This window comes from Micromonospora sp. WMMD964, from assembly GCF_029581455.1.
Classification (GTDB): Bacteria; Actinomycetota; Actinomycetes; order Mycobacteriales; family Micromonosporaceae; genus Micromonospora.
On record NZ_CP120860.1, the window covers coordinates 3513322 to 3525543 of the forward strand.

The window sequence follows — 12222 nt, forward strand, 5'->3', positions numbered from 1 at the left end:
CGTGGCGTCCATCCGTGACCGGGTGAAGCAGTTGGTGCCGACCCAGGTGACCACCCGGGTGAAGGAGTCGCTCGTCGACTACGGGGTACGCACCAGTGATCGCCGGCCGCTGCCGGATTTCCTGATCATCGGCACCAAGCGGGGCGGCACCACCTCCCTGTGGAACTACCTCATCCAGCATCCGCTGGTGCCCCGGCTGTTCCCCGCGTGGAACACCAAGTCGGCGCACTACTTCGAGGAGCACTGGGGTCGCGGCGAGGCGTGGTACCGCTCGCACTTCCCGACCGAGCGGCAGCGGGACGCGCTGGCCCGGCGGCACGGCGGGCCGGTGCGCGTCGGTGAGGCCGCGCCGCTGTACATGTTCCACCCGCTCGCCGCGCAGCGGGTCGCCGCGCTGATGCCGACGGTGAAGCTGATCGTGCTGCTGCGTGACCCGGTGGAGCGGGCGTACTCGCACTGGAAGGAACGCCGCACCCACGGCATCGAGCCGCTGGACTTCGCCGCCGCGCTGGCCGCCGAGCCGGAGCGCACGGCGGGGGAGCGGGAGCGGTTGATCGCCGAGCCGGAGTCGTTCAGCGAGGCGTACGACTGGTACACGTACCGGGCCCGGGGGCGCTACCTGGAGCACCTGGAGCCGTGGCTGGAACGCTTCGACTCCGAGCAGATCCTCTTCCTGCCCAGCGAGGACCTGTACCGCGACGCCCGCGCGACCTACCGGCGCACCCTCGACTTCCTCGGGCTGCCCGCGTACGACCTGCCCGACTTCAAGGTCTACAACGACCGGCGGTCGGCGCCGTTGGAGCCGTCGGTGCGGGCCGAGTTGACCGACTACTACCGGCCGTACAACGACGCGTTGCGTCAGCGCCTCGGGCTGGACCTCGACTGGGCGGACCGGGCGGCGTGACGACGCGGGTGGGCCCGGACGCCGACCCGCGCTCGCGGGTGGACGGTCTGGGCTGGGTGAGCCGCGCGGTCTTCCCGGACGACCGGGTGGGCCTGACCGTGGGTGGCGCCCCGCCGGCCGGTCACCGGCAGGTGGCCCGGTACGCGGTGGTGCCGTCGGTCGCCCGGGCCCGATTCCTGGTGCCGCTGGGCGCGCCCCGGGCCGGGGCGGCGTCGCTGCTGGCGTACAACGCGTTGCGGCCACCGAAGGTGCGTGCGGTGCGGGCGGCGCTGGGTGGGCTGGCCCGGTTCGGTCCGGTGGGGCTCGCGGCCTTCCCGACGCTCACCGTCTCGGTGCCCGAGGGGGTGTCGGCGGCCGAGGTGCTGCTGACCGAGCGGCTCGCCGCCGACCTGGGTGGCACGCCGCTGCTGGCCGCGTGCGGGGTCCGGCCGCCCGACCCGAACGGCAAACCGACCCTGCAACTCTTCACCGTCGACGGTCGTCCGCGCGGCTACGCGAAGATCGGCTGGAACGACGCGACCCGTGCTCTGGTCACCGCGGAGGCGGCGGCCCTGCGCGCGCTCGGCGCGGTGACCGGCGTGGCGGATCACCCGACGCCGCCGAGGCTGCTCACCGAGACGGCGTGGGCGGGTCAGGTGGTCGCGGTGATCGAGCCGTTGCCGCCGGCGGTACGCGGTGTGCCGGTCGACGACCCGCCGCGGATCGCGGCGTTGCTCGCCGTCGCACGGCGGGGCGGCCCGGCGGGTACGCCCCGACCACTGGCCGGGTCGACCTTCCTGGCCCGGTTGGCCGGGCTGGCCGCCCGGGCCGCCGCGGTCGAGCCGGCCGGTGCGCGGGCGGTCGACGCGGTCGCCGCGTTGGCCCGCCGGCACGGCGACACCGGTGTGGAGTTCGGCCACTGGCACGGTGACTGGGTGCCGTGGAACCTGGGCCGGCACGCCGGCCGGCTGGTCGCCTGGGACTGGGAACACAGCGCCCCGGACGTGCCGGTCGGCTTCGACCTGGCGCACGACGCGTTCCAGCGGTCGTTGGTGCTGCGGGGGGAGTCGGCCGACGCGGCGGCGTCGGCCGTCGACGGGCACCTGGGTCTGCACGGCGAGCGGCTCGGCCTCGACGCCGCGCAGCGCCGGCTGGTCGCCGACGCGTACCTGGTGGAGATGTGGTTGCGCACGTGGCGGCTGGCGGACGCGGGTGCGGGCTGGAACCCGGCGCTGCATCCCGCACTCTTGGATGTCATCGAGAAACGACATAGCGGCTGATCCGGGGGAATCACGACGTCGGGGGTACGTCGTAGAGTGACGACGAAATCGCAGGTGGTGATGACGATCGATGGACCTCGGACGATCGGTGTGCCCGAAGGCTCGATGTGGAGATCGACATCTCGTCCGGTCGCGCTATTCAACGACCGGAGAACGTGTGATCTGCTTCTGCGTGGCGTGAACTGAAATTCCAAGCGAACTTGTGGGGAGTCGCGTGGACACGAAGAACGATGACGGTGCGGAGCCGGTGCTGCTGCTGGTCGGTTCCAGCGGCGGCCACCTGGCCCAACTACTCGCCCTGCGGTCCTGGTACGAGCAGTGGCGGCGGTGCTGGGTCACCTTCGACACCCCGGAGGCGCTGTCCCTGCTGGCCGGTGAGGACCTGGTGCCGGCGCACCACCCGACCACCCGTAACGTGCCGAACCTGCTGCGCAACGCGCTGCTGGCCTGGCGGGTGCTGCGGGCGCGGCGGGTCGCCGCGGTGGTCACCACCGGCGCCGGGGTGGCGGTCCCGTTCGTGGTGCTGGCCCGGCTGCGGCGCATCCCGACCGTCTACATCGAGGTGTACGACCGGATCGACACCCCGACCCTGACTGCCCGCCTCTGCCGCCCGTTCCTGTCCGCGATGCTCGTGCAGTGGGACGAGCAGCGCCGGCAGTACCCCGAGGCGACAGTCGTCGGGACGCTGCTGTGACGGGCGAGACGGGCACCGCCCGGCGTCGTCAGCCGCAGCCGACCGCCGAGGCGGCCCGCCTTCCCCGCCAGCGGGACAGTCAGTCGACGGCCCAGGTCCGGGTGCTGGTCGCGGTCGGCACCGACAAGCACCCCTTCGACCGGCTCGTCGACTGGCTGGCGCAGTGGCACGCGCAGACCACCGCCCCGGTCGGGCTGACCGTGCAGCACGGCCACACCGCCGTGCCGCCGCTGCCCGGCGCGGTGCCGTTCCTCGGTCACGACGCGCTCCAGCAGGCGATGGCCGACGCCGACCTGGTGGTCTGCCACGGTGGCCCGGCGACCATCCTGGAGGCCCGCCGGCACGGTCACCTGCCCATCGTGGTGCCCCGCAACCCGGCGCGCGGTGAGCACGTCGACGACCACCAGCTCCTGTTCGCCCGCCGTCTCGGCGCCGCCGGGCTGGTGGCGCTCTGCGAGACCCGGGAGGCGCTGCACGACGCGCTGACCGCCGGGCTGGCCGATCCGAGCCGCTACGCGGTGGCCACCGACCCGCAGGCACACGAGGCGCGACGGGCGGCGGTGGCCCGGGTCGGCCGGATCGTCGACGACCTCGTCGCCGGCTCGACCCCGCGCCTGTCCCGTTGGCGGGTCCGGTCCCGCCCGCGTCCGGACCCGAAGGAGACCTCCCGATGACCCCGCAGCCGAGCGTCAGCGTCGTGGTGCCCACCCGGGACCGTCCCGAGCTGCTGCGGGCAGCGGTGCGCGCGGTCCTGGGCCAGGATTACCCGGGCCCGATCGAGGTCGTCGTGGTGTTCGACCAGTCCACTCCGGACGAGTCGCTGACCGGCCTGACGAGCGGCCCGGATCGGGCGGTGCGGGTGATCCGCAACGTCCGTACCCCGGGGTTGGCCGGGGCGCGCAACAGCGGCACCCTCGCGGCGCAGGGTGAGCTGGTCGCGTTCTGCGACGACGACGACGAGTGGCTGCCCGGCAAGCTGGCCGCCCAGGTCGACGCGCTCGCCGCCGACCCGGGATCCGAGTTCGTCTGTTGCGGCATCCGGGTCAGCTACGACGGCAGCACCGTCGACCGCGTGCTCGACAAGGAGCGGATCACCCTGGACGACCTGCTGCGCGACCGGATGACGGAGCTGCACCCGTCGACGTTCCTGATCCGCGCGACCGCGCTGCGCGACGGGTTCGGTCTGGTCGACGAGGAGATCCCGGGCAGCTACGCGGAGGACTACGAGTTCCTGCTCCGGGCCGCGCGCAGCGCGCCGCTGATCAACCTGCGGACGCCGTCGGTGCTGGTCCGCTGGCACAAGCGCTCGTACTTCGCGCAGCGCTGGGACACCATCTCCGAGGCGTTGCAGTGGTTGCTGCGGCGCTACCCCGAGTTCGCCACCCAACCGGCCGGTGCGGCCCGCGTCGCCGGGCAGATCGCGTTCGCCCAGGCCGCCTCCGGTGACCGGCGGGGCGCGCTGCGCTGGGCGCGCCGCACCCTGCGGAGCAATCCCCGCGAGCCGCGCGCCTACCTGGCCCTCGCCGTCGCCGGCCGGGTGGTCCGCGCCGACGCGGTGCTGCGCACCCTGCACAAGCGCGGCCGGGGGATCTGAGCTGCCGCCGCCCGGCCCGGCCGCGCGGGGGCGTCCGCAGGGCGGGACGCGCCGGGCGGCACGGCGGGGCGGCGACCGGGCGTGACAGACTGAGCACCGTGTTGCGTTGGCTGACTGCAGGTGAATCGCACGGTCCCGCCCTCGTCGCGATGCTGGAGGGGGTGCCGGCCGGCATCGAGGTGACCACCTCCGTGATCGCCGACGAGCTGGCCCGTCGGCGGCTGGGCTATGGCCGGGGCGCCCGGATGTCGTTCGAGCGGGACGAGGTCGAGCTGCTCGGCGGCCTGCGGCACGGCGTCACCCTGGGCAGCCCGGTGGCCATCCGGGTCGGCAACTCCGAGTGGCCGAAGTGGCAGACCGTGATGGCCGCCGACCCCGTCGACCCCGACGAGCTGGCCCGGCAGGCCCGCAACGCCCCGCTGACCCGACCCCGTCCCGGTCACGCCGACCTGGCGGGCATGCAGAAGTACGGCCACACCGACGCGCGGCCGATCCTGGAACGCGCCAGCGCCCGGGAGACCGCCGCCCGGGTCGCCGTCGGTGCGGTCGCCAAGGCGTTGATCCGCCAGGCTCTCGGCATCGAGATCGTCTCGCACGTCGTCGAGTTGGGCCCGGTGGCCGCGAAACCGGGCCTGCGTCCGGTCCCGTCGGACGCCGCCCGCATCGACGCCGACCCGCTGCGCTGCCTCGATCCGGAGGCGAGCGCCCTGATGGTCGCCGAGGTCGACGCCGCGAAGAAGGCCGCCGACACCCTCGGCGGCGTGGTCGAGGTGTTGGCGTACGGGGTGCCGCCGGGGTTGGGCAGCCACGTGCAGTGGGACCGCAAGCTCGACGCCCGACTGGCCACCGCGCTGATGTCGATCCAGGCGATCAAGGGCGTGGAGATCGGCGACGGCTGGCAGCAGGCCCGGTCCCGTGGCTCGGAGGCACACGACGAGATCATTCCGTCGGCGACCGGCGTCCGCCGGGTCACCGACCGGGCGGGTGGCCTGGAGGGTGGCATCACCACCGGCGAGCCCCTGCGGGTCCGTGCCGCGATGAAGCCGATCTCCTCGTTGAACCGGGCCCTCTCCACCGTGGACGTCGCCACCGGCGAGCCCGCCACGGCGATCAACCAGCGTTCCGACGTCTGTGCGGTGCCGGCCGCGGCCGTCGTCGCCGAGGCGATGGTGGCGCTGGTCCTCGCCGAGGCGGCCACCGAGAAGTTCGGCGGCGACTCGATCGCCGAGATCCGTCGCAACCTGGCCGGTTACCTCGACGCGCTGGTCATCCGCTGATGGCACCGGTCGTCGTCCTGGTCGGCGCGCCCGGCTGCGGCAAGACCACAGTCGGGCGGGCGCTCGCCGACACCCTCTCGGTGGAGTTCCGCGACACCGACGTCGACATCGAGCAGATGGCTGGCAAGCCGATTCCGGAGATCTTCATCGACGAGGGCGAGGCTCACTTCCGTACCCTGGAACGCGCCGCGGTGGCCGCGGCGCTGGCCGGCGGCACGGGCGTGCTCGCCCTCGGCGGCGGCGCGGTGTTGGCCGAGGAGACCCGGGCGGCCCTGGTCGGGCACCGGGTGGTGCACCTCTCGGTCGAGTTGCCGGACGCGGTGAAACGGGTCGGGCTCGGGGCCGGCCGCCCGCTGCTGGCGATCAACCCGCGAGCCACCCTCAAACACCTGCTGGACCAGCGTCGGCCGCTCTACGCCGAGGTCGCCACCGAGACGGTGGTGACCGACGGCCGGACCCCGGCCCAGGTCGTCGCCGAGGTCGCCGCGCTGCTGCCCCGCTGACGCCCGCCCCGCCCCGACGGGAGCGGGGCTCAGGTGCGGGCGATCAGGTCGAGGACGTCCGCCAGGGCCTTCGGCTCGCTGAGCATCGGCCAGTGCCCGGTGGGCAGCTCGTGTAGCTGACCGTCGGCCAGGCCGGTGAAGAACGGGTGCTTCTCGTCGATCATCTGCCGGACCACGGCGAGCGGGAAGGTGCTGGCGACCAGTGCGGTCGGCACCGGACGGCCGCCGGTGCGGCGGACCGGGTCGGCGGCCGCGCGCAGCGGCTGCGGGGTGGCCCGGGCGCGCAGCGCCGCCAGCGTGGGCTCGTCCAGACCGGCCAGGTTGGTCGGGTCGGCGGTCGGATCCCAGGCCGGCGGTGGCAGCAGGGCACCGTCGCCGATCGCGGCCCGGAGCCGTTCCTGCTCCTCCGGCGGCACCGTGTCGAACTGCGCGGTGCCGTCCGGCAGCGGCCCGCTCTCCACGTAGACGACCCGGGCGATCCGGTCCGGGACGCGGTCGGCGGCCTGGGCGACCGGCATGCCGCCACCGGAGTGCCCGACCAGCACCACGTCGTGCAGGTCCTCGACCTCGATCAGCCGGACGATGTCCGCGGTGTGCGTCTCCAGGCCGACCTCCGGCCCGGCGAGGTGGTCGCGCTCGGCCAACCCGGTCAGGGTCATCGGGTAGACCTCGTGGCCCTGCGCCCGCAGGGTCGCGGTCACCTCCCGCCACGCCCAGGCACCCAACCAGAACCCCGGAACCAGTACGAACGTCGCCATCTGTCGCTCCTTTTTCCGGTTACCGACAGACCGTACGATCGAATGCGGACATAATCCGCCCGGTTTGAAGGAGTGGCCCGTGTCACATCCAGCCGGTCGGGTGCTGGCCCTCCTCGAGGTGCTGCAGGCCCGGCACCGCGCGACGGCCGCCGAGCTGGCCGGTTGGCTGGGCGTCGACGAGCGGACCGTGCGCCGCTACGCGGCCACCCTCGTCGAGCTGGGCATTCCCGTCACCGCCGACCGAGGCCGTTACGGCGGCTACCGGCTGCATCCCGGGTTCAAGCTGCCGCCGCTGATGCTCACCGACGACGAGGCGGTGGCCGTGCTGCTCGGCCTGGTCGTCGCCGAACGGGTCGGGCTCGCCACCGAGCAGCCGGCCACCGCCACCGCCCTGGCGAAGATCCGCCGGGTGCTGCCGGCGGCGCTCGCCGACCGGCTCGCCGCCGTGCAGGAGCACCTCGGCTTCACCCTGCGTCGCCCGGAGCAGGAGCGCGGGCCGGCGTCGGGCACCCTGCTCACCCTGGCCGCGGCGGCCCGGCACCGACAGCGGGTGGCGCTGGACTACCGCTCCTGGCGGGGCGAGCGTTCGCACCGGGAGCTCGACCCGTACGGGCTGGTCTTCCACGCCGGCCGTTGGTATGTCACCGGCCACGACCACCGGCGCGGGGAGGTCCGCACGTTCCGGCTGGACCGGATCGGCACCGTCACACCGGGCGAGGCGACGTTCACCGTGCCGGACGGCTTCGAGGCGGTCGCCTGGGTGACCCGGTCCCTCGCCGGTGTGCCGTACCAGCACGAGGTGGAGGTGCTGCTGGAGACCGACCTGGTCGCCGCCCGTCGCCGCATCCCGCCCAGCGTGGCCGAGTTGACCGCCACCACCGACGGGGTGCTGCTGCGGGCGCGGGCGGAGAGCCTGCCCGGGATGGCCGCGCTGCTCTCCGGTCTGGGCTGCCCCTTCACCGTGCGGCAGCCGGACGCGCTGCGCGCCGCCGTGGCCGAGCACGCCCGTCGACTCGCGGACTGGGCCGCCCGGCCAGCAGGTGGACAGACACCGTCGCCGCGCCGCCCGCTGGACTAGGCTGCCGGCGATGGACGAGGTGACCCGGATTCCGGTCGGCGGCGAGCGGCCGTACGACGTGTTGGTGGGACGTGACCTGCTGGGCGCGCTGCCCGGCCTGCTGCCCGGGGCGAGTCGGGCGGCGGTGCTGCACACGCCCCCGCTCAAGGCTCTCGCGGACGCGGTCGGCGAGCGGCTGCGCGCCGCCGACGTCGAGCCGCTGCCGATCGAGGTGCCCGACGCCGAGTCGGGCAAGCAGATCGACGTCGCCGCCGCCTGTTGGGACCGGCTCGGGGAGGCCGGGTTCACCCGTACCGACGCGGTGGTCGGGGTGGGCGGCGGCGCGGTGACCGACCTGGCCGGGTTCGTCGCGGCCTGCTGGTTGCGCGGGGTGCGTTGGGTTCCGGTGGCGACCTCGCTGCTGGGCATGGTCGACGCCGCCGTCGGCGGCAAGACCGGCATCAACACGGCCGCCGGCAAGAACCTGGTGGGTGCGTTCCACCCTCCGGTCGGGGTGCTCGCCGACCTGGCCACCCTGGACAGCCTGCCCGCCGTCGACCTGGCGGCCGGGCTCGCCGAGGTGGTCAAGTGCGGGTTCATCGCCGACCCGGCGATCCTCGACCTGGTCGAGCGTGACCCGGCGGCGGCCACCGACGTGCGCGGGCCGGTGACGCGGGAGCTGATCGAGCGGGCGATCCGGGTCAAGGCCGACGTGGTCGCCGGTGACCTGCGTGAGTCGGGCGTGCGGGAGGTGCTCAACTACGGCCACACCCTCGCCCACGCGATCGAGCAGAACGAGGGCTACCGGTGGCGGCACGGCCACGCCGTCGCCGTCGGCCTGGTGTACGCCGCCGCGCTGGCCCGCCTCGCCGGGCGACTGGACACGCCGACCGCCGACCGGCACCGGGTCACGCTGACCGCGCTCGGCCTGCCGGTGAGCTACCCGGCCGACGCGTGGCCGCGACTGCTGGCCACCATGCGGGTGGACAAGAAGGCCCGGGGGAGCCGGCTGCGGTTCGTGGTGCTCGACGGGTTGGCCCGCCCGGCGATGTTGGAGGGCCCGGACGACGCGCTGCTGGAGGCCGCCTACCGGGAGGTTTCCCACCCGTGAAGGTCTTTGTGCTGAACGGGCCGAACCTGGGTCGGCTGGGCACCCGCGAGCCCGAGGTGTACGGGGCGACCACCTACGCCGATCTGGTCGCGCTCTGCGAGGCCACCGGTCGGGAGTTGGGGCTGGACGTGACGGTCCGGCAGACCGACGCCGAACACGAGCTGCTCGGCTGGCTGCACACGGCAGCCGACGAGGGCGCCGCGGTGGTGCTCAACCCGGCCGCCTGGTCGCACTACTCGTACGCCGTACGGGACGCCTGCGCCATGCTGCGCGGGCCGTTGGTGGAGGTGCACCTCTCCAACATCCACGCCCGCGAGGAGTTCCGGCACCACTCGGTCGTGTCGGCGGTGGCGACCGGGGTGATCTGCGGCCTCGGCATCGACGGCTATCGTCTCGCCCTGCACCATCTGGCCACCCGCTGAGGGGTCGCCGGAAGCGGCGACCAGCCGATTAGACGCAGGCAGTAGACTCGCAGGGTCTGTCCGCCAATTGATGATCAAGGCAGGAAATGGCCTCCACCAACGACCTCAAAAACGGCCTGGTACTCAACCTGGACGGCGAGCTCTGGGCCGTCGTCGAGTTCCAGCACGTCAAGCCCGGTAAGGGTGGTGCCTTCGTGCGCACCACGCTGAAGAACGTGCTGTCCGGGAAGGTGGTCGACAAGACCTTCAACGCGGGCACCAAGGTCGAGACCGCGACCGTCGACAAGCGCACGATGCAATACCTCTACGCCGACGGCGAGGACTTCGTCTTCATGGATCTGGAGACCTTCGACCAGATCACCGTGCCCGGCGGCACCGTCGGCGAGGCAGCCAACTACCTGCTGCCCGAGGCGGAGGCGACCGTCGCCCAGCACGAGGGTGTGCCGCTCTACATCGAGCTGCCCACCAGCGTCGTGCTGGAGGTCACCTACACCGAGCCGGGCCTGCAGGGCGACCGTTCGACCGGTGGCAACAAGCCGGCGACCGTGGAGACCGGCGCCACGGTGCAGGTGCCGCTGTTCATCACCACCGGTGAGAAGATCAAGGTCGACACCCGCGACGGCCGTTACCTCGGCCGCGCCTGATGGCTGAGGGTTCCAAGCAGCAGATGCCGGCGCGCCGCAAGGCGCGCAAGCGGGCGCTGGATGTCCTCTACGAGGCCGATCTACGGGACAAGCCCCCGGTGGAGGTGCTCGCCGGCTACGTGCAGCGGATCGAGCAGCCCCGACCGGAGCACCTCGGTTACGCGGTGAGCCTGGTCGAGGGTGTCGCCGAGCACCTCGACCGGATCGACGAGCTGGTCGCCAGCTACGCCGAGGGTTGGACGCTGGAGCGGATGCCGGTCGTCGACCGGAATCTGGCCCGGATCGCCGTCTACGAGTTGCTCTACGTCGACGAGATCGACGACGCGGTGGCGATCAGCGAGGCCGTGGAACTGGCCCGGCAGATGTCCACCGACGACTCGCCGCGCTTCCTCAACGGGGTTCTCGGCCGGATCGCCGAGTACACCACCCGCTGATCGATCCGGCAGCACCATCGAAAAGGGCCCGTGCCGTCCGGCACGGGCCCTTTCGGGTGGATCTACTGCTCAGGAGGCGAAGAACGCCCGGGGGTCGGCCACCAGCACACCGTGCTCGGTGAGCCGCTCGATCAGGCCCGACGGTGAGGCGTCGTACACGATCGCGAGTGCCCGGAGGTCGTCGGCGCGGATGGAGAGCACCCGGCCGTTGTAGTCACCACGCTGCTGCTGGATGGCGCGGGCGTAGCGCGCGACGTAGGCCAGGTCCTCGGAGGCCTCGTCGTAGAGCCGCTCCAGGTCCAGGACGATCTTGCTGGTGGGCTCGTGCCGGACGCCACTGCCGTCAGGCAGCAACTCCGAGACGGGAACACGGTAGAACTCGGCCAGCTCGGCCAGACGGGACACCGTCACGGCCCGGTCGCCGCGCTCGTACGAGCCGACCACCACGGCCTTCCACCGCCCGTTCGACTTCTCCTCCACACCCTGCAGGGAGAGACCCTGCTGCTGGCGGATGGAGCGCAGGCGGGCGCCCAGCGACTTGGCGTATTCAGAGGGCATTCGGACACTCCCAGTGCTGCTCGGGGTTCTCCCGTCGATCGCTACGGAGCGTGACGGTACGGGGAATGCGACACCTGGTCAAGTGGTCGTGACCCTACCGTTGGGGAGCGTCCGGGAAGTTATCGCCTTTTCGTGGTCCTGATCAGGTGGTCAGCGGCCGCCGTCCATCGGCCCGGTGACCACTGGTAACGTGGCGTGAAGCCCCGGCCCGGGTCCGCTCGTCGGTCCGGCCGGAGGTGCCCGACATCCTTTAACGACCCGTCCCGTGAGGCGGGGAAGGAGGTCCGCCGTGGCGTCCCCACCGGCTGCCCGCTCGTCACCACCGCGACAACCCTCGGTGAAGGTGATCCTCGCCAGCGCCGACGTGCAACGCGTGGTCGACCGCATCGCCCACCAGATCCTGGAGAAGACCCAGGGTGCCGCCGACACGGTGCTTCTTGGGATTCCCACCAGAGGTACCCCCCTGGCTCGGCGGCTCGCCGACCGGATCACCACCTTCGAGGACGTCGCCGTTCCCGTCGGTGTGCTCGACATCACCCTCTACCGCGACGACCTGCGTCGGCACGCCACCCGCGCGGTCGGCCCGACCGAGTTGCCGTCCGGCGGCATCGACGGCAAGCGGGTCATCCTCGTCGACGACGTGCTGTTCTCCGGGCGCACCGTCCGGGCCGCGCTCGACGCGCTCAACGACGTCGGCCGCCCGGCCTCGGTGCAGCTCGCCGTGCTGGTCGACCGGGGCCACCGGGAGTTGCCGATCCGCGCCGACTACGTCGGCAAGAACATCCCGACCTCCCTCGCCGAGAGCGTGAAGGTGACCCTCGCCGAGACCGACGGCCTCGACGAGGTCAGGTTGTACGGAGAGGCCGGCCGGTGAGCGCGAGGAGTGCGGCGGAGCGGAGCCCCGCAGTCGCGAACGAAAGGCCAGCCCCGGTGAGCGCGAGGAGTGCAGCGGAGCGGAGCCCCGCAGTCGCGAACGACGGGCCAGCCCCGGTGAGCGCGAGGAGTGC

15 protein-coding genes are annotated in these 12222 nt (G+C 72.9%); 13 read left to right on the plus strand and 2 right to left on the minus strand.

Translation table 11 applies throughout. The features are described 5' to 3' along the window. Window position 1 precedes the first annotated feature (1 nt). The 7 genes from O7616_RS16290 to O7616_RS16320 all read left to right on the plus strand — a co-directional run bounded on the left by O7616_RS16290 (window position 2) and on the right by O7616_RS16320 (window position 6231). Complete coding sequence (locus O7616_RS16290) at window positions 2-904, plus strand: sulfotransferase domain-containing protein (protein WP_282302764.1); 903 nt, start codon at window positions 2-4, stop codon at window positions 902-904. Then, window positions 901-2163: a hypothetical protein gene (locus tag O7616_RS16295; protein WP_282302765.1), complete on the plus strand. Its 1263-nt coding sequence runs from the start codon at window positions 901-903 to the stop codon at window positions 2161-2163. The genes O7616_RS16290 and O7616_RS16295 overlap by 4 nt, the downstream gene beginning before the upstream one ends. Window positions 2164-2377: 214 nt before the next feature. Continuing rightward, window positions 2378-2857, plus strand: coding sequence for a UDP-N-acetylglucosamine--LPS N-acetylglucosamine transferase (locus O7616_RS16300; RefSeq protein ID WP_282260872.1), 480 nt, complete (start codon window positions 2378-2380; stop codon window positions 2855-2857). Next, a complete protein-coding gene (locus O7616_RS16305) occupies window positions 2854-3531 on the plus strand; it encodes a glycosyltransferase (protein WP_282302766.1) in 678 nt (225 codons plus the stop codon). Before O7616_RS16300 ends, O7616_RS16305 begins: the two co-directional genes overlap by 4 nt. After that, window positions 3528-4451 carry a glycosyltransferase family 2 protein gene (locus O7616_RS16310; protein ID WP_282302767.1) on the plus strand — a complete coding sequence of 308 codons (924 nt, stop codon included), beginning with the start codon at window positions 3528-3530 and terminating at the stop codon, window positions 4449-4451. Before O7616_RS16305 ends, O7616_RS16310 begins: the two co-directional genes overlap by 4 nt. 98 nt (window positions 4452-4549) lie before the next feature. After that, window positions 4550-5728, plus strand: a complete 1179-nt coding sequence (gene aroC, locus O7616_RS16315; protein ID WP_282302768.1) for a chorismate synthase — start codon at window positions 4550-4552, stop codon at window positions 5726-5728. Further along, window positions 5728-6231 carry a shikimate kinase gene (locus tag O7616_RS16320; protein ID WP_282302769.1) on the plus strand — a complete coding sequence of 168 codons (504 nt, stop codon included), beginning with the start codon at window positions 5728-5730 and terminating at the stop codon, window positions 6229-6231. The genes aroC and O7616_RS16320 overlap by 1 nt, the downstream gene beginning before the upstream one ends. Before the next feature lie 29 nt (window positions 6232-6260). Here the strand turns inward: O7616_RS16320 and O7616_RS16325 are convergent, their stop codons facing one another. Further along, window positions 6261-6989, minus strand: coding sequence for an alpha/beta hydrolase (locus tag O7616_RS16325; protein WP_282302770.1), 729 nt, complete (start codon window positions 6987-6989; stop codon window positions 6261-6263). A 79-nt stretch (window positions 6990-7068) separates the two neighbouring features. Between O7616_RS16325 and O7616_RS16330 the strand changes: the two genes are divergently transcribed. From O7616_RS16330 to nusB, 5 genes are all read left to right on the plus strand, one after another. Further along, window positions 7069-8067, plus strand: coding sequence for a YafY family protein (locus tag O7616_RS16330; RefSeq protein ID WP_282302771.1), 999 nt, complete (start codon window positions 7069-7071; stop codon window positions 8065-8067). Between the two features lie 10 nt (window positions 8068-8077). Then, window positions 8078-9157: a 3-dehydroquinate synthase gene (gene aroB / locus O7616_RS16335; protein ID WP_282302772.1), complete on the plus strand. Its 1080-nt coding sequence runs from the start codon at window positions 8078-8080 to the stop codon at window positions 9155-9157. After that, window positions 9154-9579, plus strand: a complete 426-nt coding sequence (gene aroQ / locus O7616_RS16340) for a type II 3-dehydroquinate dehydratase (protein ID WP_282302773.1) — start codon at window positions 9154-9156, stop codon at window positions 9577-9579. Before aroB ends, aroQ begins: the two co-directional genes overlap by 4 nt. A gap of 86 nt (window positions 9580-9665) precedes the next feature. After that, window positions 9666-10223, plus strand: coding sequence for an elongation factor P (gene efp, locus O7616_RS16345; RefSeq protein ID WP_088990319.1), 558 nt, complete (start codon window positions 9666-9668; stop codon window positions 10221-10223). Window positions 10224-10246: 23 nt separating this feature from the next. Further along, window positions 10247-10657: a transcription antitermination factor NusB gene (gene nusB, locus O7616_RS16350; protein ID WP_282264597.1), complete on the plus strand. Its 411-nt coding sequence runs from the start codon at window positions 10247-10249 to the stop codon at window positions 10655-10657. A gap of 69 nt (window positions 10658-10726) precedes the next feature. On the opposite strand, the gene O7616_RS16355 is transcribed toward nusB, so the two are convergent. Continuing rightward, on the minus strand, window positions 10727-11215 hold the full coding sequence (locus O7616_RS16355) for a transcriptional regulator (protein WP_007458348.1): 489 nt from the start codon (window positions 11213-11215) through the stop codon (window positions 10727-10729). A gap of 289 nt (window positions 11216-11504) precedes the next feature. Between O7616_RS16355 and pyrR the strand changes: the two genes are divergently transcribed. After that, window positions 11505-12089 (plus strand): bifunctional pyr operon transcriptional regulator/uracil phosphoribosyltransferase PyrR, encoded by a 585-nt coding sequence (gene pyrR, locus O7616_RS16360; RefSeq protein ID WP_282302774.1) that lies wholly within the window; start codon window positions 11505-11507, stop codon window positions 12087-12089. Window positions 12090-12222 lie beyond the last annotated feature (133 nt).

Excerpts from the sequence above, each read along its gene's own strand:
- O7616_RS16310 (WP_282302767.1), top strand. The coding sequence starts at position 3,528 with ATGACCCCGCAGCCGAGCGTCAGCGTCGTGGTGCCCACCCGGGACCGT.
- O7616_RS16320 (WP_282302769.1), top strand. The coding sequence starts at position 5,728 with ATGGCACCGGTCGTCGTCCTGGTCGGCGCGCCCGGCTGCGGCAAGACC.
- O7616_RS16325 (WP_282302770.1), bottom strand. The coding sequence starts at position 6,989 with ATGGCGACGTTCGTACTGGTTCCGGGGTTCTGGTTGGGTGCCTGGGCG.
- aroB (WP_282302772.1), top strand. The coding sequence starts at position 8,078 with ATGGACGAGGTGACCCGGATTCCGGTCGGCGGCGAGCGGCCGTACGAC.
- efp (WP_088990319.1), top strand. The coding sequence starts at position 9,666 with ATGGCCTCCACCAACGACCTCAAAAACGGCCTGGTACTCAACCTGGAC.
- nusB (WP_282264597.1), top strand. The coding sequence starts at position 10,247 with ATGCCGGCGCGCCGCAAGGCGCGCAAGCGGGCGCTGGATGTCCTCTAC.
- O7616_RS16355 (WP_007458348.1), bottom strand. The coding sequence starts at position 11,215 with ATGCCCTCTGAATACGCCAAGTCGCTGGGCGCCCGCCTGCGCTCCATC.